Source organism: Bifidobacterium sp. LH_730 (genome assembly GCF_056355835.1).
Genome location: NZ_JBKETB010000003.1, coordinates 150234 through 169300, shown reverse-complemented (window position 1 = coordinate 169300; position 19067 = coordinate 150234). Strand labels below are relative to the sequence as shown.

Sequence of the window (19067 nt, the reverse complement as noted above, 5' to 3'; positions counted from 1 at the left end):
AAAGGAGCATGGCACTTCGATGTTCCGCATCATGAAGGAATACCTGAAGCCATACAAGGCGCAACTCGCCGCCTTGGTTGTCTTCCAGATCGTCCAGGCCTGTCTGAGCCTGTATCTGCCGAATCTCAACGCCGACATCATCAACAAAGGCGTCGCCTCGGGCAGCAAGGACGAGATCTACCGCTACGGCGCCATCATGCTCGGCTTCTCGCTGATGCAGGTCGTCGCGGCCATCGTCGCGACCTATTTCGCCGCCCGGCTGGCCATGCGCATCGGCTATGAGCTGCGCCGCGACTATTTCAACGCCGTCGAGGGCTTCTCGCTGGCCGAGGTCGAGCGCTTCTCCGCGGGCTCGCTCATCACCCGCGCCACCAACGACGCGCAGCAGGTGCAGATGATGTTCTTCCAGGGCTTCATGATCATCCTGCAGGCGCCGATCATGTTCCTGGGCGGCATCGTGCTCGCCCTGAAGCAAGATGTGCCGCTGACCGGTTCGCTGGTGGTGATTCTGCCGGTGATCGCGATCATCGGAGCGCTGCTGATGGGGCGCATGGGTCCGCTGTTCAGCCAGCTGCAGAAGCGCCTCGACGCGCTCAACAAGATTGTGCGCGAGCAGATCACCGGCGTGCGCGTCATTCGCGCCTTCACCCGTGAGAAGACCGAGGCTGAGCGCTTCAGGGGCGGCAATGACCGCCTCTACGCCACGATGCTGTCCGTGGGCCGGCTCATGAGCCTGATGATGCCGCTGATGATGTTCGTCATCAATCTGTCGAACATCGCCATCATGTGGTTCGGCGGCAAGCGCATCGACGCCGGCGGCATGGAGATCGGCTCGCTGCAGGCCTTCATCCAGTATCTGATGATGATCCTGACCTCGTTGATGATGGCCGCGATGATGTCTGTCATGCTGCCGCGCGCCATGGTCTCCGCGCGTCGTATCAACGAAGTGCGCGATACCACCGCGTCGATCGCCGCGCCCGCCTCGCCGTACATCCCCGCCGATCCGAAGGGCGAGATCACCTTCGAGCATGTGGGCTTCCGCTATCCGGGCGCCGACGATCCGGTGCTCGACGACGTGAACTTCACCGTGCGCCCCGGCCAGACCACCGCCATCATCGGCGCGACCGGCTCGGGCAAGTCCACGATCATCCGACTCGCCCAACGCATGTTCGACGTGACCGAGGGGCGCGTGCTGGTCGACGGGCACGACGTGCGCGAATACGATCCGCATCAGCTCGCCGCGATATTCGGCACCGTGCCGCAGAAGGCGCTGCTGTTCTCCGGCACCGTCGCCTCCAACCTGCGCTTCGGCGATGCCGATGCGGACGAGACGGCGATGTGGAAGGCGCTTGAGATCGCGCAATCCGATGGCTTCATCCGTGAGAATCCGGACGGGCTCAATGCGACCGTCGCCCAAGGCGGCACGAACTTCTCCGGTGGCCAACGTCAGCGTCTGTGCATCGCGCGCGCCATCATGCGTCGCCCGCAGATCTTCACCTTCGACGACTCCTTCTCCGCGCTGGACTTTGCCACCGACCGCAAGCTGCGTGACGCGCTGAAGCCGATCACACGTCAATCGGCCGTCATCATCGTGGCCCAGCGCATCTCCACCGTCATGGATGCCGACCAGATCCTCGTCCTCGACAAGGGGCGCGTCGTCGGCAAGGGAACGCATGCCGAACTGATGCGCGATTGCCCGACCTATCGGCAGATCGCCGATTCCCAGCTCAAGAACGAGGAGGTGGACTGATGCCCAGGAATATGAAATCCGGCGCCGCCAATGCGCCGATGACCCCGATGACCAAGAAGCCGCGTCGCCACACGCTGATGCGACTCGTCAGGTATATTCTGGCCGACAAGCTGCGCTGCGCGCTCGTGCTGCTCGCCGCCGCGCTGGCCACCACGACGATGGTGCTCGGCCCCAAGATCATGGGCCAGGCCACCAACGTGCTGTTCGAAGGCGTCATCTCCAAGATGCTGCCGGCCGGCATGAGCAAGGCGCAGGCCATCGAGATGATGAAGGCCAACGGCATGGGCTCCATGGTCGACATGGTGCAGTCGATGGACATCCATCCCGGCTCCGGCGTCGACTTCGGCCGCGTCGCGATGATCCTTGGCATCACCGCCTGCGTGTTCCTGTGCACGGTGCTGCTGCGCTGGCTGCAGGGCTGGACGATGACCCGGTTGGTCACGAACGCCGTCTACCGCATGCGCAAGCAGATCGAGGAGAAGATCGACCGCCTGCCTCTGAATTACTTCGACCGCGTGCCGCGCGGCGAGGTGATGAGCCGCACCACCAACGACGTCGACAACATCGGCCAGACCCTGCAGCAGGTGCTCGGCGAATTCGTGTTCGCCGTGTTCACCATCGTCGGCGTGATCGTGATGATGCTCACGATCTCCCCGTTCCTCACGCTGGTTTCGCTGATCGTGATCCCTGTGATGTTGCTCACCGCATATCTGATCATCCGCAAATCGCAGCCGTTCTTCTTCCGCCAGTGGACCGCCACCGGTGCCGTGAACAGCCATGTCGAGGAGATGTTCACCGGGCATATGGTCGTGCGCGCCTACGGGCAGGAGTCCGCGGCCAAGGAGGAGTTCGAGAAGCGCAACGGGGAGCTCTACCACTCCGCGTTCAACGCGCAGTTCCTCGCCGGTCTCAACCAGCCGGTCACGATGTTCTTCTCGAACCTCAATTTCGTGATCATCGTGGTGGTCGGCGGCCTCAAGGTGCTCGCCGGCACGATGAGCCTCGGTGACCTACAGGCCTTCACCCAGTATTCGCGCCAGCTGTCCCAGCCGTTGGGCCAGCTGAGTTCGATGGCCACGATCCTGCAGAGCTCGCTTGCCTCCGCCGAGCGCATCTTCGAATTCCTTGACGAGAACGAGGAGGAGCCGGACGGCGCCGATACCCGCGATGTGAAGGATATGCAGGGCTTGGTGAAGTTCGACCATGTGCGCTTCAGCTATCAGCCGGACAAGCCGCTGATCGAGGACCTGTCGCTGACCGCCAAGCCCGGGCAGACCGTCGCGATCGTCGGCCCGACCGGCGCCGGCAAGACCACGCTGGTCAACCTGCTGATGCGCTTCTATGAGATCGACGGCGGTTCGATCACCATCGATGGCGTGTCGACGCGCGACATGTCCCGCCACGATCTGCGCGGCCACTTCGGCATGGTGCTGCAGGACACCTGGCTGTTCGACGGCACGATACGAGACAACCTCGTCTATGGCGTGCGCGAAGGGCAGTCGATCAGCGAGGAGCGGATGCTCGAGGGAGCCCGCGCCACGCATGTCGACGAATTCGTGCGTCGCCTGCCCGAGGGATACGACACGGTGCTCTCCGACGAAAGCTCCGAGCTTTCGCAGGGTGAGCGCCAGCTGATGACGATCTGCCGCGCGTTCCTTTCGGATCCGGATATCCTGATCCTCGACGAGGCGACCTCGTCTGTCGATACCCGCACCGAGGTGCTGGTGCAGCAGGCGATGAACCAGCTGCGCCGTGGACGCACGAGCTTCGTCATCGCGCACCGCCTCTCGACGATCCGCGACGCCGACCTCATCCTCGTGGTCAACCACGGCTCGATCGTCGAGCAGGGCACGCATGACGAGCTGCTTGCCCGAGGCGGCGCCTACGCCGACCTCTACAACGCCCAGTTCGCCGGCGGCGTGCCCGCCGAGGACTGACGATCCCTGATCCACGCGCCCCTCCGGGAGCGCTTGCGCACAAACCCCGCGTAGTGCGGCAAACTTCGCGTAGTGCGACGAATCCCGCGCGGTGTGACAATCAGAATCGTTGGAAAACGGCGGTTGTCGCACTACGTCATGTAGCACTATGCGCGATTTGTCGCACTGCGCGGCATGACTGGCATAATAAACGATAGCGAAAGCACTACGAGCGGAGCGAAAGCGAATGTGGGAGGAACCATATGCGGCGCGGACCATTGACGGCGGGGGAGAAGGTTCAGTTCTCCGACCGGAGGGGCAAGAGGATCACCGACCAACTGGTGCCGGGCGGCTCCACGCAGACCGAACACGGCCTCATCCTGCACGATGAGGTGATTGGCCAGACCGAGGGCACCGTCGTGACCACCGTCACCGCCAAACGTGAGGCGCAGGTCAACCAGGCGCACCCCGAACGCGACGCCGCCAAGCCATGGAAGGCGGTCCGCGCCATCGGCGGCTGGCAATACGCGGTCATGCGCCCGCGCCTCGCCGACTACGTGCTCTCCATGCCCCGCGGCGCGCAGATCATGTATCCCAAGGACATCGCGCAGGTCATCCAACTGGGCGACATCCGCCGCGGCCACCGCGTGCTCGAATCCGGCGCCGGCTCCGGCGCGATGAGCCTCAATCTGCTCGACGCCGTGGGGCAGGAGGGCGAGTTGACCACCATCGAGCTACGCCCCGATTTCGCCCGCGTCGCCGAGGCCAACGCGACCGTCTACTACGGCCGACGCCCCGCATGGTGGCGTCTTGAGGTCGGTGATTTCGACACGGTCGCCGCCCGCCTCGAGGCCAATCAGTATGACCGCATCATGCTCGATATGCTCGACCCGTGGAACCGCCTCGAACAGGCACATCGCGTCATCGCGCCCGGTGGCGTGCTTGTGTGCTACATCACGACCACCACGCAGATGAGCCGTCTGGTCGAGGCGCTGCGCGACAGCGGGCAGTGGACCGAGCCAGAGATCCAGGAGACGCTTGAACGCAGTTGGAAGGCGCAGGGGCTCGCGGTGCGCCCGGACCATCAGATGATTGGGCACACGGGATTCCTCGTGGTCTCGCGCGCGATGGCCGACGGATTCGAAGCATTGAAGAAGCGCGACAGGGCCACCAAGGACACCGTCACCGATGTGGATGATCTGAGCGCCGAGGAACGCGCCGCCGCGCTTGAGAATCTGGAGCTGCGCGATATCTCCGACCGCAAGCTGCGCAAGGTGCTGCGAGACCTCGACCGGCAGGTCGCCCAGCTCGAAGGAAACGCGGCGAACTGAACGGACCGAGGCGCCGTCGCGCCCGCTCCGGGGACGGCCATATAATCGCATATGGTGTTCCGGGCCAGTCCGGAGCAGGCGGAAACCGCCGGCGGCGAGCCGGTCCCCACGGATATACGGACATATGGAGGGCATATGGGCGTGAACCTGGACAAGGTCGCGAAGCAGGCCAAGGAATACGAGCACATCCTGCTGGTGATGCGCCATGCGAAGGCCGAGCCCTTCGCCGCCGGCGGCGACCGTATGCGCGAACTCACCGACAAAGGCGTCAAGCAAGCCAAGATCGTCGCCAAAGGGCTCAAATCCATGAAACTGGTGCCCGATCTCATCGCCTGCTCCGGCGCAGAACGCGCCCAGCAGACCTGCGCGCGCCTGCTCAAAACCTTCGGAGACAAGCCCAACGTCGACTATCATCAGAGCCTCTACGAGGGCGGCGTGCAATCCGTCTTCGACGAACTGGCGCATGCCAAGGGCAAAACGCACGTGATGATGGTCCTCGGCCATGAGCCGACCGTCTCCATCGCCAGCCAATGGCTCGCCTCCGATCGATCCGACCCCGCCATGCTGGATCTGCTCAACCTCGGCCTGTCCACCGCGGCCGTCGTCGTCTTCGGATCCAACAAGCCGTTCAAGGACTGGTCGACCCATGATGGTGATCTGCTCGCCGTGGTGAACGTCAAGGATTTCGACTGAACCAAACGCGGGGGTATAAATTCGAATTATGACGACATGCCCAGGTGATTGATAAGGGCGATTTGGCTTCGTTTTGATAGGCTGTCGTGGTCAAAGAACGTCATCCCGTCATCATTTGGAGGACTAATGCCTGCTCTCACTTCCGTGTCCGGGTTTCCGCGCATCGGACAGAACCGCGAACTGAAGAAGATCATCGAGGCCTACTGGAAGGGCAACGCGAGCCTCGACGAGGTGCGCGCCACGGCGAAGGAGCTGCGTGCGAAGCACTGGAAGCTGCAGCAGGCTGCGGGCATCGACCTGATTCCGAGCAATGATTTCAGCTATTACGATCAGATGCTCGACACCGCGATCATGCTCAACGTGATCCCGAAGCGCTACGAACGCCTTGCCTTCGCCGAGCCGGAGGACACGCTGTTCTCGATGGCTCGCGGATATCAGGGCGACAAGGGCGATGTGACCGCCCTGCCGATGAAGAAGTGGTTCACCACCAACTATCACTATCTGGTGCCCGAGCTGGAGTCCAGCGAGGAGATCAAGCTCAACTCCACCAAGCCCTTCGACGAGTTCAACGAGGCCAAGGCGCTCGGCATCATCACCAAGCCCGTGCTCATCGGCCCCTACACCTTCCTCAAGCTCACCCGCGACCCGCAGTCCGAGGAACTCGAGTTCGACAAGGGATTGGTCAACGCCGTCGCCGCCGTCTATGCCGAGGTGCTCGCCAAGTTCAACGAGCTCGGCGCCCAGTGGGTGCAGATCGACGAGCCGTATCTCGTGCTCGACAAGCAGCCCGGCGACGTCGAGCTGTTCAAGACGCTCTACACCAAGATCCTGCCCGCCAAGGCCGGCGTCAAGGTGCTGCTCAACACCTACTTCGGCCACATCGCCGACGTCTACGAGACCGTGAATCTGCTCGGCTTCGACGGCATCGGCCTCGACCTCAACGAAGGACGCGAGGAGAACCTCGCCGCCGTCGACAGGTTCGGCGTGGCCTCCGGCACCACGATCTTCGCCGGCGTCGTCAACGGCCGCAACATCTGGCGCAACAACTATGCCGTCAGCCTCGGCCTGGTCGACGCGCTCAAGACCAAGACCAGCGCAGTGGCCGTCTCCACCGCCTCCTCGCTGCTTCATGTCCCGTTCAGCACCGAGGGCGAGACCGGCATCCCGGCCGACGACCTCAAGCACTTCGCCTTCGCCGTCGAAAAGCTCGGCGAACTGTCCGATCTGGCTGTTTTGGCCGACGCCTCCGACGAGGATCGCAAAGCCTCCGACGCGCTCAAGGCCAACCAGACGCTGTTCGACGGCACCCGTGTGGCCGCCGACCCGGCCGTGCACGAGCGTCTTGCGGCGCTGTCGGATGCCGATTTCGTGCGCCAGCCGGCCCGCGCCGAGCGCCAGCGCCAGCAGCGCGAAGCCCTCGGCCTGCCCGAGCTGCCGACCACCACGATCGGCTCCTTCCCCCAGACCCGTGAGATCCGCGCCGAGCGCGCCCGCCTGCGCAAGGGTGAGATCAGCCAGGCCGAATACGACCAGTTCATTGCCGCCCAGATCGACGCCTGCATCAAGCACCAGGAGGAGATCGGCCTCGATGTGCTCGTGCATGGCGAATTCGAGCGCAACGACATGGTCGAATACTTCGGCCAGAACCTCAACGGCTTCCTGTTCACCAAGAACGCGTGGGTGCAGTCCTACGGCACCCGCTGCGTCAAGCCTCCGATCGTCTGGGGCGACGTCTCCCGCGCCAACCCGATCACCGTCAAGTGGTCCTCCTACGCGCAGAGCCGCACCAGCCATATCATGAAGGGCATGCTCACCGGCCCGGTCACGATCCTCAACTGGTCCTGGCCGCGCGAGGACATCACCCACGAGGAGCAGACCCAGCAGCTCGCCCTCGCCATCCGCGACGAGGTGCTCGACCTCGAGGCCGCCGGCATCAAGGTCATCCAGATCGACGAGGCCGCCCTGCGCGAGAAGCTGCCGCTGCGCAAGACCGACTGGCACAAGAAGTACCTCGACTGGGCCATCCCGGCCTTCCGTCTGGTGCACTCCGCCGTCGCCCCGACCACGCAGATCCACACGCATATGTGCTATTCGGAGTTCAACGACATCATCCGCGACATCGATGCGATGGACGCCGACGTCATCTCCTTCGAGGCGTCCCGTGGCGACCTCGTGGTGCTCGACGCCATCCACGACGCGAACTTCGAGACCGAGGCCGGCCCGGGCGTCTATGACATCCACTCGCCGCGCATCCCCTCCGAGGCCGAGATCGAGGCGCGCATCGACGAGATTTTGAAGAAGATGGACCTGAACAAGGTGTGGATCAACCCCGACTGCGGTCTGAAGACCCGTGGCGACGCCGAAACCTGGCCGAGCCTCGAGCATATGGTCGCCGCCGCCAAGGCCGTCCGCGCCCGCCTCGCCAAGTGACGGATGGCACGGCCTGCGTCATCCTGAGCGGAGGCCGCAGGCCGGAGTCGAAGGATCTCGAGGACAATTCCGCGAGATCCTTCGACTCCGCTGCGCTCCGCTCAGGATGACAAATGGGCTCGAGACAGCAGAATGGCATCCCCTAATCCTCCCTCGTCAGAGGGAGGATTTATTGAAAGCGTTATGATGACTCCTTTGTTTTCGTTGGAGGTGTTTCCGCCGCGGCGCAATGCGCCGGTGGGCACCATCTATGACACACTCGACGGCCTGCAGGGCCTGAGCCCCGCGTTCATCTCCGTCACCTACGGCACCGGCAAGCTCAAGGACCGCACCGCCACCGCGCGCATCGCGCACACGATCCGCGCAGAATACGGCATTCCCGCCGTCGCGCATCTGACGGCGCAATACCTTGACAAGGACGCCGTCGACGAGGCCCTCGCCATGTTCGAGGCGGCCGGCGTCGAAGGCGTGCTCGCCCTGCGCGGCGACACGGTCGAGGGGCAGGAGCCCGCGGGCGTCTTCCATCACGCCAGCGACCTCGCCGCCTATATCCGCGATTCCCACCCGTCCCTCAAGCTCTACGGCGCCTGCTATCCGGAGAAGCACCCGCAGGCCGCCACGCTCGACGAGGACATCGACAATCTGAAGCGCAAGGTCGACGCGGGCGTCACCCATCTGATCTCGCAGCTGTTCTATGACGACGCCGATTTCCTGCGTTTCCTCGACAAGGCGCGCGCCGCCGGCATCGAGGTGCCGATCGAGGCGGGCATCATGCCGGTGACCAACGCCAAATCGGTGCGTCGCATGAGCGCCCAATGCGAGGCGCGCGTGCCCGGGTCCGTCGAGCGGATGCTCGAACGCTGGGGAGACGACGCCGCGAGCCTCAGGCAGGCCGGCGTCATCTACGCCTCCCAGCAAGTGGCCGATCTTGTGGCGAACGGCGTCGACGGAGTGCATCTGTACACGATGAACCATCCCGCCGTCACGCGCCATATCTGGCGTAACGTCGGCGAGCTCTTCGGCTGAACCGGCCGCGCTGCTTTTGCGCTATATCGCCCGCGTGTCCTCGATATCGGACACGCGGGCGATGCTGTCGGCGGGCGATACGGCCAAGGAGTAGATTGTTGTCCATGGGACCTTCGCAGCGCTTCGCACCGACCTCCATGGACCTGATTCGCGCCGGATTGCAGGATCTTGACGCGGCACGCGCGCAATTCGCCACGTTGGCGGACGAGGATGTGCCCGACGAACGCCTGCGGCTTCTGCTGGATGCCTTGGGGCGTGCCGACGATCCCGATATCGCGTTGGTCAATGTGGTCGACATCGTGCGCACGCTCACCACGCAGGGCCGGGACCTGACCCAGGTGCTGCCCGACGAGGCGGCGTTGCGGCGCCTGATCAGCGTGCTCGGCGTGTCCGACGCGCTCGGCAAGCTGATGCGGTTCCGCCCCGAGCTCGTCGAGGCCGCGGCCGTCGACCATTGCAATAGCCACCGCTATGATCATGACCAGCGCCGCGCCCATGTGCTGCGCGCGGTCGGCGCGAACCCCCTCGATACGACCGCCCCGACCGCCACCAAGGACTTGGCGGAGGCCACCACCGCGCTGCGAGGCACCTATCGGCGCCAACTTGCCGCCATCATGGCGCAGGACGCCCTCGCCGACGATCCCTGCGCACTGCAGCCCACCATCAGCCTCGCGCTGTCCGACCTGGCCGACGCGGCCCTCGAAGGCGCGCTGGCCATCGCGCGGCATGAGGTCGAGGGCTCCGAGCGGGTGCGTTTCGCCGTCATCGGCATGGGAAAACTCGGCGCGCAGGAACTGAACTACGTCTCCGACGTCGACCTCATCTATGTCGTCGAGCCTGCGGCAAGCGGCGATGATGACCCGGAGGATGCAACGATTGACGGCGCCACGCTCACACGCATCGGCACCAAGATGGGAACGATGCTGCAGCGCGTGTGCCAGTCCGTCATCATGGGCTGCGCCGAACCCGCGCTCTGGCAGATCGACGGGGGACTGCGGCCCGAGGGCAAGGACGGTCCCCTGGTGCGACGCCTCGATTCGCACAAGGGCTATTACGAGCAGTGGGCCGAGAGCTGGGAGTTCCAGGCGTTGCTCAAGGCCCGCCCAGTCGCAGGCGACCCTGCCCTCGGACAGGCCTACATGGAGATGACGCGTCCCTTCGTCTGGTCGGCGGCCGGCCGCGAGAATTTCGTCAACGACTGCCAGCGCATGCGCCGACGCGTCGAGGACCTCATCGCCGCCCCCTTGAAGGACCGCGAGATCAAGCTCGGCAAGGGCGGCCTGCGCGACGTCGAGTTCACCGTGCAGATGCTGCAGCTTGTCCACGGACGCGCCGACGAGACACTGCGCACACGCTCCACGCTCGAATCTCTGCAACGCCTCTCCGACGGCGGCTATGTCTCGCGCCCGCAGGCCGCGCGTCTGGCCGAGGATTATCGTTTCGAACGCGTGCTCGAGCACCGCCAGCAGATGTGGGGATTGAAGCGCACGCATCTGTTCCCCGATCTGGGCCCCGTCGCGTCGCTGGGAGGACTCGACCGCAAGCGCGAGATGGATGTGGACGAACTGAGTCGCAACACCGAGCTGCGGCGTCTCGCCCGCGCCTTCGGACTGCATCCCGAGGAGCTGGTGGATCGATACGACGCCACACGCCGCGAGGTGCGCCATCTGCATCTCGACATCTATTACAGGCCCATGCTGCCGATCGCCGCGGGACTTGACACCGACCAGATCGCCCTGAGCCCGCAGGCCATGCACGAACGCTTCGCCTCGATCGGCTTCGAAGACACCGACGCGGCCATGCGCCATGTCGAGGCGCTGACCGACGGAGTGTCGCGCGCCGCCAAGATCAATCGCATCATCCTGCCCGCCGTGCTCCAATGGCTCGGCGAAGGCCAGAACCCCGACATGGGTCTGCTGGGATGGCGGCGTCTCGAGGAGCAGTTCGGCTCGCACAGCAACTACCTTGGATTCCTCAGGGACTCGCCCTCGGCCGCGCAGCGTCTGTGCCATGTGCTGTCCAACTCGCGCTTCCTGTCGGATGCCTTGGCCAAATCGGCCGAATCCGTGACCTGGCTCGGCGACGACGAACAGTTGCAGGCCCGCGGCCGCGACAGCCTCGACGTTCAGTGCCGCGCGACCTTGGATCGCGCCGCGGGATCGATCAATGACTTTGCCACCTCGATGCGCGCGTTGCGACGCCATGAGATCGAACGCATCGGCCTGGCCTGGATGAGCGGCGTCATGGACGACGCCGGATCCCTCGCGGCCATGACCGATGTCTACGACGCAATCATCGACGCGTCATTGTCGTGGGCCATGCGCCATCGCCTCGACGAGGCGGGACTGGCGACGCCGCCCGCCGACATCGCCGTCATCGGCATGGGACGATATGGCGGGCGTGAGGTCAACTTCAGCTCCGACGCCGATGTGATCCTCATCTATCGGCCCACAGATGGCGCCGATGACGCGGCGGCCGGGCGCTTCGCCAAGGCCTGCATCGACGATATGCGCGCGATATTGCACGGCCCGACCAGTCTCGAACCGAAGATCGAACTCGATCTCGACCTGCGCCCCGAGGGCAAGAACGGCCCGTTGGTGCGTTCCCTCGAATCCTGCCGGGAATATTACGCCTCGTGGTGCTCGACATGGGAGCATCAGGCGCTGCTGCGCGCTCGCTATGCGGCGGGTGACGCCACGCTGGCTGGCGATTTCCTCGGCGAGATCGCCGATCCGTTGCGATATCCGCTTTCGCCGCTCACCGAAACGGAGCTGGGGGAGATACGCCGTCTCAAGGCGCGTATGGAGGCCGAGCGGCTGCCGCGCGGCGTGCGCCGTGACCGGCATTTGAAACTCGGCAAAGGCGGCTTGAGCGATGTGGAATGGACCGTGCAGCTGCTGCAGCTCGAGCATGCGGGCGCGTATCCGGAGCTGCGCGTCAACTCCACGCTGGATGCGTTGGGGAAGCTTGAGGCGTTGTCGCTGATCGACACCTCCGATGCCGAGACCCTGCGCCAGGCGTGGACGCTGTGTACCGCCGCGCGCAACGGCAACTACCTGTGGAACGGGCGCGTGAACCAGGCCGACATCATCCCCGACGACATCTATTCGCTCGGCGGCGTCGGCGTCTACCTCGGGCACGAGGCGCATCGCGGGCAGTATGTCGAGAACGAATTGCTTTCGGCCATGCGGCGGTGCCGCGAGGTCGTGGAGCGGGTGTTTTATGCGACCGGCCGCGATTCCGAAGGAATCGCATAAGCCGGGCGCGCGAGCCGGCCGAAGAGGAAGCCCAGTGGGCTTCCGTGCCGGCGGAGCTCTCCTTATAACAGAACGCAACAATTGTGCTCACGTTCTGTCACAAGGAGAGCTCCGTCGTCAGACAGCCCACTGGGCTGTCTTCCTCCTCGCGTGACCGGCTTGTGCAATTCCGTAGGAATTGCGGCCGGTCACATGACCGCGGTCCTGCAATTATGGACTGCCTTCGGCAGCCTCAATCTGGCCTCGAGACTGCCGTCTCTCGGCACGCGGTCATTCGGAAGCCCACCGGGCTTCCTTTACATGACCGCGTCAGCCTGGATGACGTAGACGTTGGAGCGCATGATGCGGGCGTCGTCCTTGGTGATCTCGTGGGCGTCGAACATCTCGCGCACGGTGGCGAGCTCGATGCGCAGCGCCTCCATGCGCACCTCCTGCACGCTTTGGTTCGTGTGGTCGCGCGGCGTGAGCAGCACACCCACCTTGGCGCGCATCATGCGCAGCGCGGCGCGGTATTCGACCATCAGCCCGGAAACGGTCTCCGCGTTGAACTCGTCGCGCTGCATCTCCTTGTTGAGTCGTGCGATCATCTCCGTGTAGAGCGGCACCTGCACGCGGCGCATCGCATCCGAACGATTCGACTCAAGCAGGGGAGTGCGATGCGCGATGCCCGACCAAGCGCGGCGCACCGTCGGCATGAAACGGCGGCGGATGCTGGCCCAGCGGAACCGCAGGCCATGCCCACGGCTTTCCTCGGCGTCGAGCTTGTCCAACGCGCCTTCCACATGTTCGAGTATCGCCTTCGTCGCATCGATCTGCCCTTGCAGGGAATCGGCGTCGGACATGCCCCGGCCAAGACCTGCGATTGGCCATTCCTTCGTGTTCTTCGCGCTCGGCGAGGAGACGGCGCCGCCATCCGTAGCTGACGTTTTGACGCTGGTCCTGACTCCAGTGATTGCATTGGCGGCTGCCGTCAAGCCCTCTCCGGACGACTGCCGATCCTCAAGTTCCTGAAGATGCCGAATCAGCCACTCGCGCTCCCAGTCAAGTGTGAGCAAGCGCAGCTCATGGCGTTCGCGCAACTCGTTTTCCGGCACCGCACGACGCTGGCGCTCGATGCGATCGTTATAGGAATGGAGCACGGCACCCACGGCGGCATGGTTCGCCGGATTGTCCAGTTCGGAGATCTTCGTAATCGTGCGCCGCAGCATCTCCACATTACGCGCCGCGAACTCGGCGCCGGTCGACGCCTCCGATTTGGGGGAAAGCAGCGGCAGCGCGATATTGGTCATCAACAGGGAGATGATGATGAAGCCGGAGACGATGAACAGCAGCGAGGAACGGATCGGCAGTCCCGACGCCTCGTCGATCGAATAGGGGATCGTCAGCGCCATGGCCAGCGAAATCGCGCCCTTCGGCCCACCGAAGGTCATCACCCACACCGAATGCCACCGCTGGCGCGTCATCTGACGACGCTCGTGGGTCTTCTCGTCGCGGGTGTATTTGAGCATCAGCCAGCACCAGATGAAGCGCAGCAGCATCATCAGCGCCGTGAGCATCGCGACCGCGCCCACCAACAGCCAGATCGACACCTGATGATGGTTGTAGCTGTCCATCATCGCGATCGGCAGCTCGATGCCCAGCAGCACGAACACGGAGCCGTTGAGCGTGAAGTCAAGGAATTCCCACACCGAGTTCGACACGAGGTTGGTGCGAGCGATGTCGCCGCCCACGCCCTTGTTCGGGAACGTGATGACCAGGCCCGCCGCGACGACGGCAAGCAGGCCGGAGACCTCGAAATGCTCGGCGACCACGTAGGCGCCGAACGGCAGGAAGATCTCCATCATGATGCGCGTGGTCGTGTTCTCGAGCCCATGCCTGCGCATCAGGAAGACGAGCTTGTCGAACAGCCAGCCGATCAGCGCGCCGATCAGCGATCCCATCACGAAGTTGAACAGCACGCCGCCCGTGAAATCGACGGGGGAGAACTCGCCCGAGGCGACGGCCAGCAGAGCCGTCTGGAAGCCGACGATGGACACCGGGTCGTTGAGCAGGCTTTCGGATTGCAGGATCGAACGCTGGCGCTCGGTCAGATCCACCTGCTCGCCGAGCTGGGCGACCGACACCGCGTCGGTGGGCGAGAGCACAGCGCCCACGGCGAAGGCGATGACCAGCGTCACCGCGGGCCACAACGCGTGCAGAGCGAAGCCGGAGAGGAACATCGAGACCATGACCAGTCCCACGGCCAGCGACATCGACAGCTTCACGTCGCGCGCCAGCACGGCGCGGTTCATATTGCGCGACTCCATATAGAACAGAGGCGCGATGAACAAGGTCATGAACAGCTCGGGGTTGAGCTGGATATTCGGCAGGAACGGCGTGAAATACCAGACCACGCCGAGCGCGATCTGCACCAGTGGCGTCGAGATCTTGGGCAGGAACTGGCTCAGAACGGATGACACGAGCACCGCGATCAACACCAATAATGCGAGCACAAGGACATCCATGCCGTTGCCTTCTCTCTATTCCGGAATATGGGACGAAAACCAATGCAATATGGTATCCATTCCCCATCACCGATATGTGAAGACGCGCGTCGTGTCGGTGTCGGCTGAGCTTCGTATATTTGATTAGGTCACTCACGGTGGCCACCTGAACCCCATGAAAGGTGAGCCCTTGTCTGCTGAAGAGAACATCCTCGCCAACGACGGCACCGTCTCCAATGCCTCCTTCGTCGGGCGCAGCGTCGTCACACTTGACGACCTGACGACCGGACAGATTCGAGAACTGCTGCGTCGTGCGGATTACATCGATTCCCATCGACGTGAGGTCGCCCACGCATGCGACGGACGCGTGCTGGCGACGCTATTCTACGAACCCTCCACCCGCACGAGGCTGAGCTTCGAGACGGCCATGCTGCGCCTCGGCGGCAAGGTCATCGGCTTCGCGGGCGCGCAACTGAGCTCGGCCACCAAGGGCGAGTCCATCGCCGACACCCTGAAGGTCGTGTCGAATTACGTCGACGTCGTGGCGATGCGTCATCCCAAGGAGGGCGCGGCGCTCGTCGCCTCACACGCCGCCTCGATCCCGGTGATCAACGCCGGCGACGGCGGGCATATGCACCCCACGCAGACGCTGGCCGATCTGTCGACCATCCAAGCGCGTTTCGGACGCATCACCCATCTGACCGTCGGCCTGTGCGGCGATCTGACCTTCGGACGCACCGTGCACTCGCTGATCGAGACGCTGTGCCGCTTCGGCGACGTCGAATTCGTGCTCATCAGCCCCGACGAGCTCAAGACGCCGCAGTATGTGATCGACCGCATCAAGGCGACGCCCTCGTGCTCGTACCGCGAGGTACGTGATCTGGCTTCGGTGATCGGCGAGCTCGACGTGCTCTATATGACGCGAGTGCAGAAGGAACGCTTCTTCAACGAGGACGACTACCTGCGCCTGCGCGACACCTACATCCTCGACGAGGCGAAGCTGGCCGCCGCCAAGCCGGATATGGCCGTGCTCCACCCGCTGCCGCGCGTCAACGAGATCGCCGTCGAGGTCGACGACGATCCGCGCGCCGCGTATTTCGAGCAGACCAAGCGCGGCATGCTGATGCGCATGTCGCTGATCAGCGCCGTGCTCGGCGATCCGCTGCCCGGATACGAGTCCGGCACGAACGACAACGCAATCAAGGAGGCGTGAGGCATGGAGGTCACTTCCGTCCGCAACGGCATCATCATCGACCATGTGCCGGCCGGCACCGCGCTCAAGGTGCTCGAATACCTGCATATCGACCCGGCGAAGACCAAACTCGCGCTCATCATGAACGCGACGAGCCCGACCCTGGGATCGAAGGACATCATCAAGATCGAGGACGCGGTCGACGTGAACCTCGACGTGCTGGGGCTGGTCGCCCGCACCGCCACCGTCGGCATCGTGCGTGACGGCACGATCGTCGAGAAGCGCCGCCCCCGGTTGCCCGAGCATATCGTCGACGTCATCAAATGCCGCAACCCGCGCTGCGTGACCACCACCGAGCGCGGCATCAAGCAGATGTTCCACCTCGCCCACACCGAGCGCCAGGAATACCGTTGCGATTACTGCGATGAGGAGGCGCGGCTGTGATTCTGCGCAACATCCGCGTCTGGAACACTGACGAAATCATCGACCTCAAGGTTCCCGACGATGCCGTCATTCTGAGTGAGGAAGGAGCTTACGCCCGCGGCGCCGACGGTTCCATCGACGCCACCGGGCTCACCCTCGCCCCCGGTTTCGAGGACCCGCATGTTCACTACCGCGACCCGGGCCAGACCTACAAGGAGTCGATGGTCTCCGGCTGCGCGGCCGCGGCATCGGGCGGATACACGCATGTGCTGGTCATGCCGAACACGCTGCCGGCCATGGACGGCGAGCCTGTGACTGACCCTGACGCCACCGGTGCGCGCGAGGTGCTGGAGGCGGGATGTGACGATGTCATCGATTATCTGCAGCATTACGAGGCCGTGCACGGCGTGAGCCTGCCGGTTAAATACGACCTGTGCGTGTGCGCCTCCAAGGACCGCGCGGGGCACGAGGCCAGCGACGTCGCCAAGTGGCGACGCCATATCCCCGGCTTGGACGATACGGCCAAGGATGACGCCCAGCTCGTGCATCCGGTCACCGCGGTCTCCGACGACGGCGCGGCCGTGCCCGAGGCAATCCTCGACCAGGTGCTGGCGAATGTGAAGGAAGCCGGACTCTACCTCATCGAGCATTGCGAGCACCATGACACCGGTGCCGTCAACGACGGCCCGGTCTCGCGCAAACTCGGCGTGCCCGGCATCCCCGAGGACACGGAACTGAAGATCGTCGAGCGTGACATCGAGGCCGCGCGCCGCACAGGCGTGCATGTGCACTTCCAGCATGTCTCGACCGCGATCTCCTTCGACGCGATCCGCCGTGCCAAGGCCGAGGGACTGCCGATCACCTGCGAAACCGCTCCGCACTATCTGGCGCTGTGCGACGAGGCGCTGCTTGAATACGGCACGCTGGCCAAGATGAACCCGCCCCTGCGCAGCGAGGCCGACCGCCGCGCCACCGTCGAGGCCATCGCCGACGGCACCGTGGACCTGCTGGCCACCGATCACGCGCCCCACACGCTGGCCGAGAAGGAACTGGGCTTCCTCGAGGCGCCCAACGGCATCATCGGCCTGGAATGCGCTTACGGCGTGTGTCACAAGGTGCTTGTCGACGGCGGGCATATCAGCGACGAACGCCTGATCGAGCTCATGTCCCTCGCCCCGGCACGCCTCATGGGCCACGAGCCCACCGACGTCGCCGCGTTGGTCGAGGCGTATGCCGAGCCGGCGCCCACTGGCGACGATGCCGCGGATGCCACCGGCCATCCGACCGGCGTGAATCGTCTGCTTGATCTGGACCGGATCGACGGCGACGACGCGAAGGGCATCGACCTCGTCGTGCTTGACACGGCGGCCCAATGGACCGTGGACCCGGAGCGCTTCCATTCGGCGGCCCGCAACACGCCCTTCGGCGGATGGCAGGTCACCGGTCGCCCCTTGGCCACGATCCTCGACGGCCGACTGACCTTCACCCGCATCTGACCGTCACATCGACGCCAACGGGGCACGCTGGAACGACGCCCCGGCAAACGACAAGGAGCAACCATGGATCGACTCATCGCCGCCATCAACGCGACCCAGAACCCCAGCGTCGTCGGACTCGACCCGACCGAGGCCCTGGTACCGCCGCAGGTCGTCGCATCCTTCGCCGAGGAGGTGCGCGACAGCGTGGAGGACCCGGCGGAGATTCCCGCCGCCCAGCTGGCCGTCGCCTATTTCGAATTCAACCGCACGATCATCGACGCGGTGGCCGACATCGTGCCCGCCGTCAAACCGCAGATCGCCATGTACGAGGCGCTGGGACCGGCCGGCATCGACGTCTACGCGATGACCTGCGAATATGCCAGGCAGCAGGGGCTCTACGTGCTCGCCGACGTCAAGCGCGGCGACATCGGCTCGACCGCGGCCGCCTACGCGCATATGCTTTCCGGCGTCGATGCCAACGTCGGTTCCTCGGCTAAGACGGATTCCACCGCGGCATATGACCCGTGGAACATCGACGCCGTCACCGTCAACCCCTATCTCGGCACCGACGGCATCACGCCCTTCGTCGACGCGGCCGAACGGAGCGACAAGGACCTTTTCGTCCTCGTGCGCACCTCGAATCCATCGAGCAGCGAACTGCAGATGCTCGACCTTGCCAATGGCAAGAAGGTCTACGAGCACGTCGCCGATCTGGTCGAGGGCTGGGGCTCCGGCAGCATCGGCAAGGATGGCTATTCGCGCGTCGGCGCGGTCGTCGGCGCCACGCATCCCGAGGAGGGGAAGGCGCTGCGCGCGCGCATGCCGCACACCTTCTTCCTCGTGCCCGGCTATGGCGCGCAGGGCGGCACCGCCGCCGACGTGCGCGGCATGTTCGATGCCGACGGCTCCGGCGCGATCGTCAACTCCTCGCGCGGCATCATCGGCGCCTGGCGCAAGGACGAACGCTACAGCGCCGATATGAGCGCCGATGACGCGCTCAAACTGGTCGCCGACACGGCGCGCGCGGCCGCGTTGGCCATGCGCGATAATCTGAGGGCCGTGCTGTAAACCAAGCCGCGCTCTACATC

General features: G+C 64.5%; 12 protein-coding genes. 11 read left to right on the top strand and 1 reads right to left on the bottom strand.

Translation table 11 applies throughout. The annotated features are described in order from the left end of the window. Nucleotides 1-19: 19 nt before the first annotated feature. The 7 genes from AC1AUD_RS05785 to AC1AUD_RS05755 all read left to right on the top strand — a co-directional run bounded on the left by AC1AUD_RS05785 (nucleotide 20) and on the right by AC1AUD_RS05755 (nucleotide 12403). Nucleotides 20-1750, top strand: coding sequence for an ABC transporter ATP-binding protein (locus AC1AUD_RS05785; RefSeq protein ID WP_476572967.1), 1731 nt, complete (start codon nucleotides 20-22; stop codon nucleotides 1748-1750). Continuing rightward, the gene (locus AC1AUD_RS05780) at nucleotides 1750-3687 is read left to right on the top strand and encodes an ABC transporter ATP-binding protein (protein WP_476572965.1); all 1938 of its coding nucleotides are present in this window, start codon (nucleotides 1750-1752) and stop codon (nucleotides 3685-3687) included. The genes AC1AUD_RS05785 and AC1AUD_RS05780 overlap by 1 nt, the downstream gene beginning before the upstream one ends. Before the next feature lie 242 nt (nucleotides 3688-3929). Next, the gene (locus AC1AUD_RS05775; RefSeq protein ID WP_476572963.1) at nucleotides 3930-4997 is read left to right on the top strand and encodes a tRNA (adenine-N1)-methyltransferase; all 1068 of its coding nucleotides are present in this window, start codon (nucleotides 3930-3932) and stop codon (nucleotides 4995-4997) included. Between the two features lie 135 nt (nucleotides 4998-5132). After that, on the top strand, nucleotides 5133-5690 hold the full coding sequence (locus AC1AUD_RS05770) for a SixA phosphatase family protein (protein ID WP_476572961.1): 558 nt from the start codon (nucleotides 5133-5135) through the stop codon (nucleotides 5688-5690). Nucleotides 5691-5816: 126 nt separating this feature from the next. Continuing rightward, a complete protein-coding gene (metE, locus tag AC1AUD_RS05765) occupies nucleotides 5817-8120 on the top strand; it encodes a 5-methyltetrahydropteroyltriglutamate--homocysteine S-methyltransferase (protein WP_476572960.1) in 2304 nt (767 codons plus the stop codon). A 183-nt stretch (nucleotides 8121-8303) separates the two neighbouring features. Then, the gene (gene metF / locus AC1AUD_RS05760) at nucleotides 8304-9146 is read left to right on the top strand and encodes a methylenetetrahydrofolate reductase [NAD(P)H] (protein ID WP_476572958.1); all 843 of its coding nucleotides are present in this window, start codon (nucleotides 8304-8306) and stop codon (nucleotides 9144-9146) included. A gap of 104 nt (nucleotides 9147-9250) precedes the next feature. After that, nucleotides 9251-12403: a bifunctional [glutamine synthetase] adenylyltransferase/[glutamine synthetase]-adenylyl-L-tyrosine phosphorylase gene (locus AC1AUD_RS05755; protein ID WP_476573183.1), complete on the top strand. Its 3153-nt coding sequence runs from the start codon at nucleotides 9251-9253 to the stop codon at nucleotides 12401-12403. A 296-nt stretch (nucleotides 12404-12699) separates the two neighbouring features. Here the strand turns inward: AC1AUD_RS05755 and AC1AUD_RS05750 are convergent, their stop codons facing one another. Further along, a complete protein-coding gene (locus AC1AUD_RS05750; RefSeq protein WP_476572956.1) occupies nucleotides 12700-14907 on the bottom strand; it encodes a cation:proton antiporter in 2208 nt (735 codons plus the stop codon). A 154-nt stretch (nucleotides 14908-15061) separates the two neighbouring features. Between AC1AUD_RS05750 and pyrB the strand changes: the two genes are divergently transcribed. The 4 genes from pyrB (at nucleotide 15062) to pyrF (ending at nucleotide 19047) form a co-directional block, all read left to right on the top strand. Next, nucleotides 15062-16099, top strand: a complete 1038-nt coding sequence (gene pyrB, locus AC1AUD_RS05745) for an aspartate carbamoyltransferase (RefSeq protein ID WP_476572954.1) — start codon at nucleotides 15062-15064, stop codon at nucleotides 16097-16099. 3 nt (nucleotides 16100-16102) lie between these two features. Continuing rightward, nucleotides 16103-16522, top strand: coding sequence for an aspartate carbamoyltransferase regulatory subunit (locus AC1AUD_RS05740; RefSeq protein ID WP_476572952.1), 420 nt, complete (start codon nucleotides 16103-16105; stop codon nucleotides 16520-16522). Further along, nucleotides 16519-17997, top strand: coding sequence for a dihydroorotase (locus tag AC1AUD_RS05735; RefSeq protein ID WP_476572950.1), 1479 nt, complete (start codon nucleotides 16519-16521; stop codon nucleotides 17995-17997). The genes AC1AUD_RS05740 and AC1AUD_RS05735 overlap by 4 nt, the downstream gene beginning before the upstream one ends. Before the next feature lie 63 nt (nucleotides 17998-18060). Then, entirely contained in the window at nucleotides 18061-19047 is a 987-nt protein-coding gene (pyrF, locus tag AC1AUD_RS05730) for an orotidine-5'-phosphate decarboxylase (protein ID WP_476572948.1), read from the top strand. The last annotated feature ends 20 nt before the right edge of the window (nucleotides 19048-19067 follow it).

Excerpts from the sequence above, each read along its gene's own strand:
- AC1AUD_RS05785 (WP_476572967.1), top strand. The coding sequence starts at position 20 with ATGTTCCGCATCATGAAGGAATACCTGAAGCCATACAAGGCGCAACTC.
- AC1AUD_RS05780 (WP_476572965.1), top strand. The coding sequence starts at position 1,750 with ATGCCCAGGAATATGAAATCCGGCGCCGCCAATGCGCCGATGACCCCG.
- AC1AUD_RS05775 (WP_476572963.1), top strand. The coding sequence starts at position 3,930 with ATGCGGCGCGGACCATTGACGGCGGGGGAGAAGGTTCAGTTCTCCGAC.
- AC1AUD_RS05770 (WP_476572961.1), top strand. The coding sequence starts at position 5,133 with ATGGGCGTGAACCTGGACAAGGTCGCGAAGCAGGCCAAGGAATACGAG.
- metE (WP_476572960.1), top strand. The coding sequence starts at position 5,817 with ATGCCTGCTCTCACTTCCGTGTCCGGGTTTCCGCGCATCGGACAGAAC.
- metF (WP_476572958.1), top strand. The coding sequence starts at position 8,304 with ATGATGACTCCTTTGTTTTCGTTGGAGGTGTTTCCGCCGCGGCGCAAT.
- AC1AUD_RS05755 (WP_476573183.1), top strand. The coding sequence starts at position 9,251 with ATGGGACCTTCGCAGCGCTTCGCACCGACCTCCATGGACCTGATTCGC.
- AC1AUD_RS05750 (WP_476572956.1), bottom strand. The coding sequence starts at position 14,907 with ATGGATGTCCTTGTGCTCGCATTATTGGTGTTGATCGCGGTGCTCGTG.
- pyrB (WP_476572954.1), top strand. The coding sequence starts at position 15,062 with ATGAAAGGTGAGCCCTTGTCTGCTGAAGAGAACATCCTCGCCAACGAC.
- AC1AUD_RS05740 (WP_476572952.1), top strand. The coding sequence starts at position 16,103 with ATGGAGGTCACTTCCGTCCGCAACGGCATCATCATCGACCATGTGCCG.
- pyrF (WP_476572948.1), top strand. The coding sequence starts at position 18,061 with ATGGATCGACTCATCGCCGCCATCAACGCGACCCAGAACCCCAGCGTC.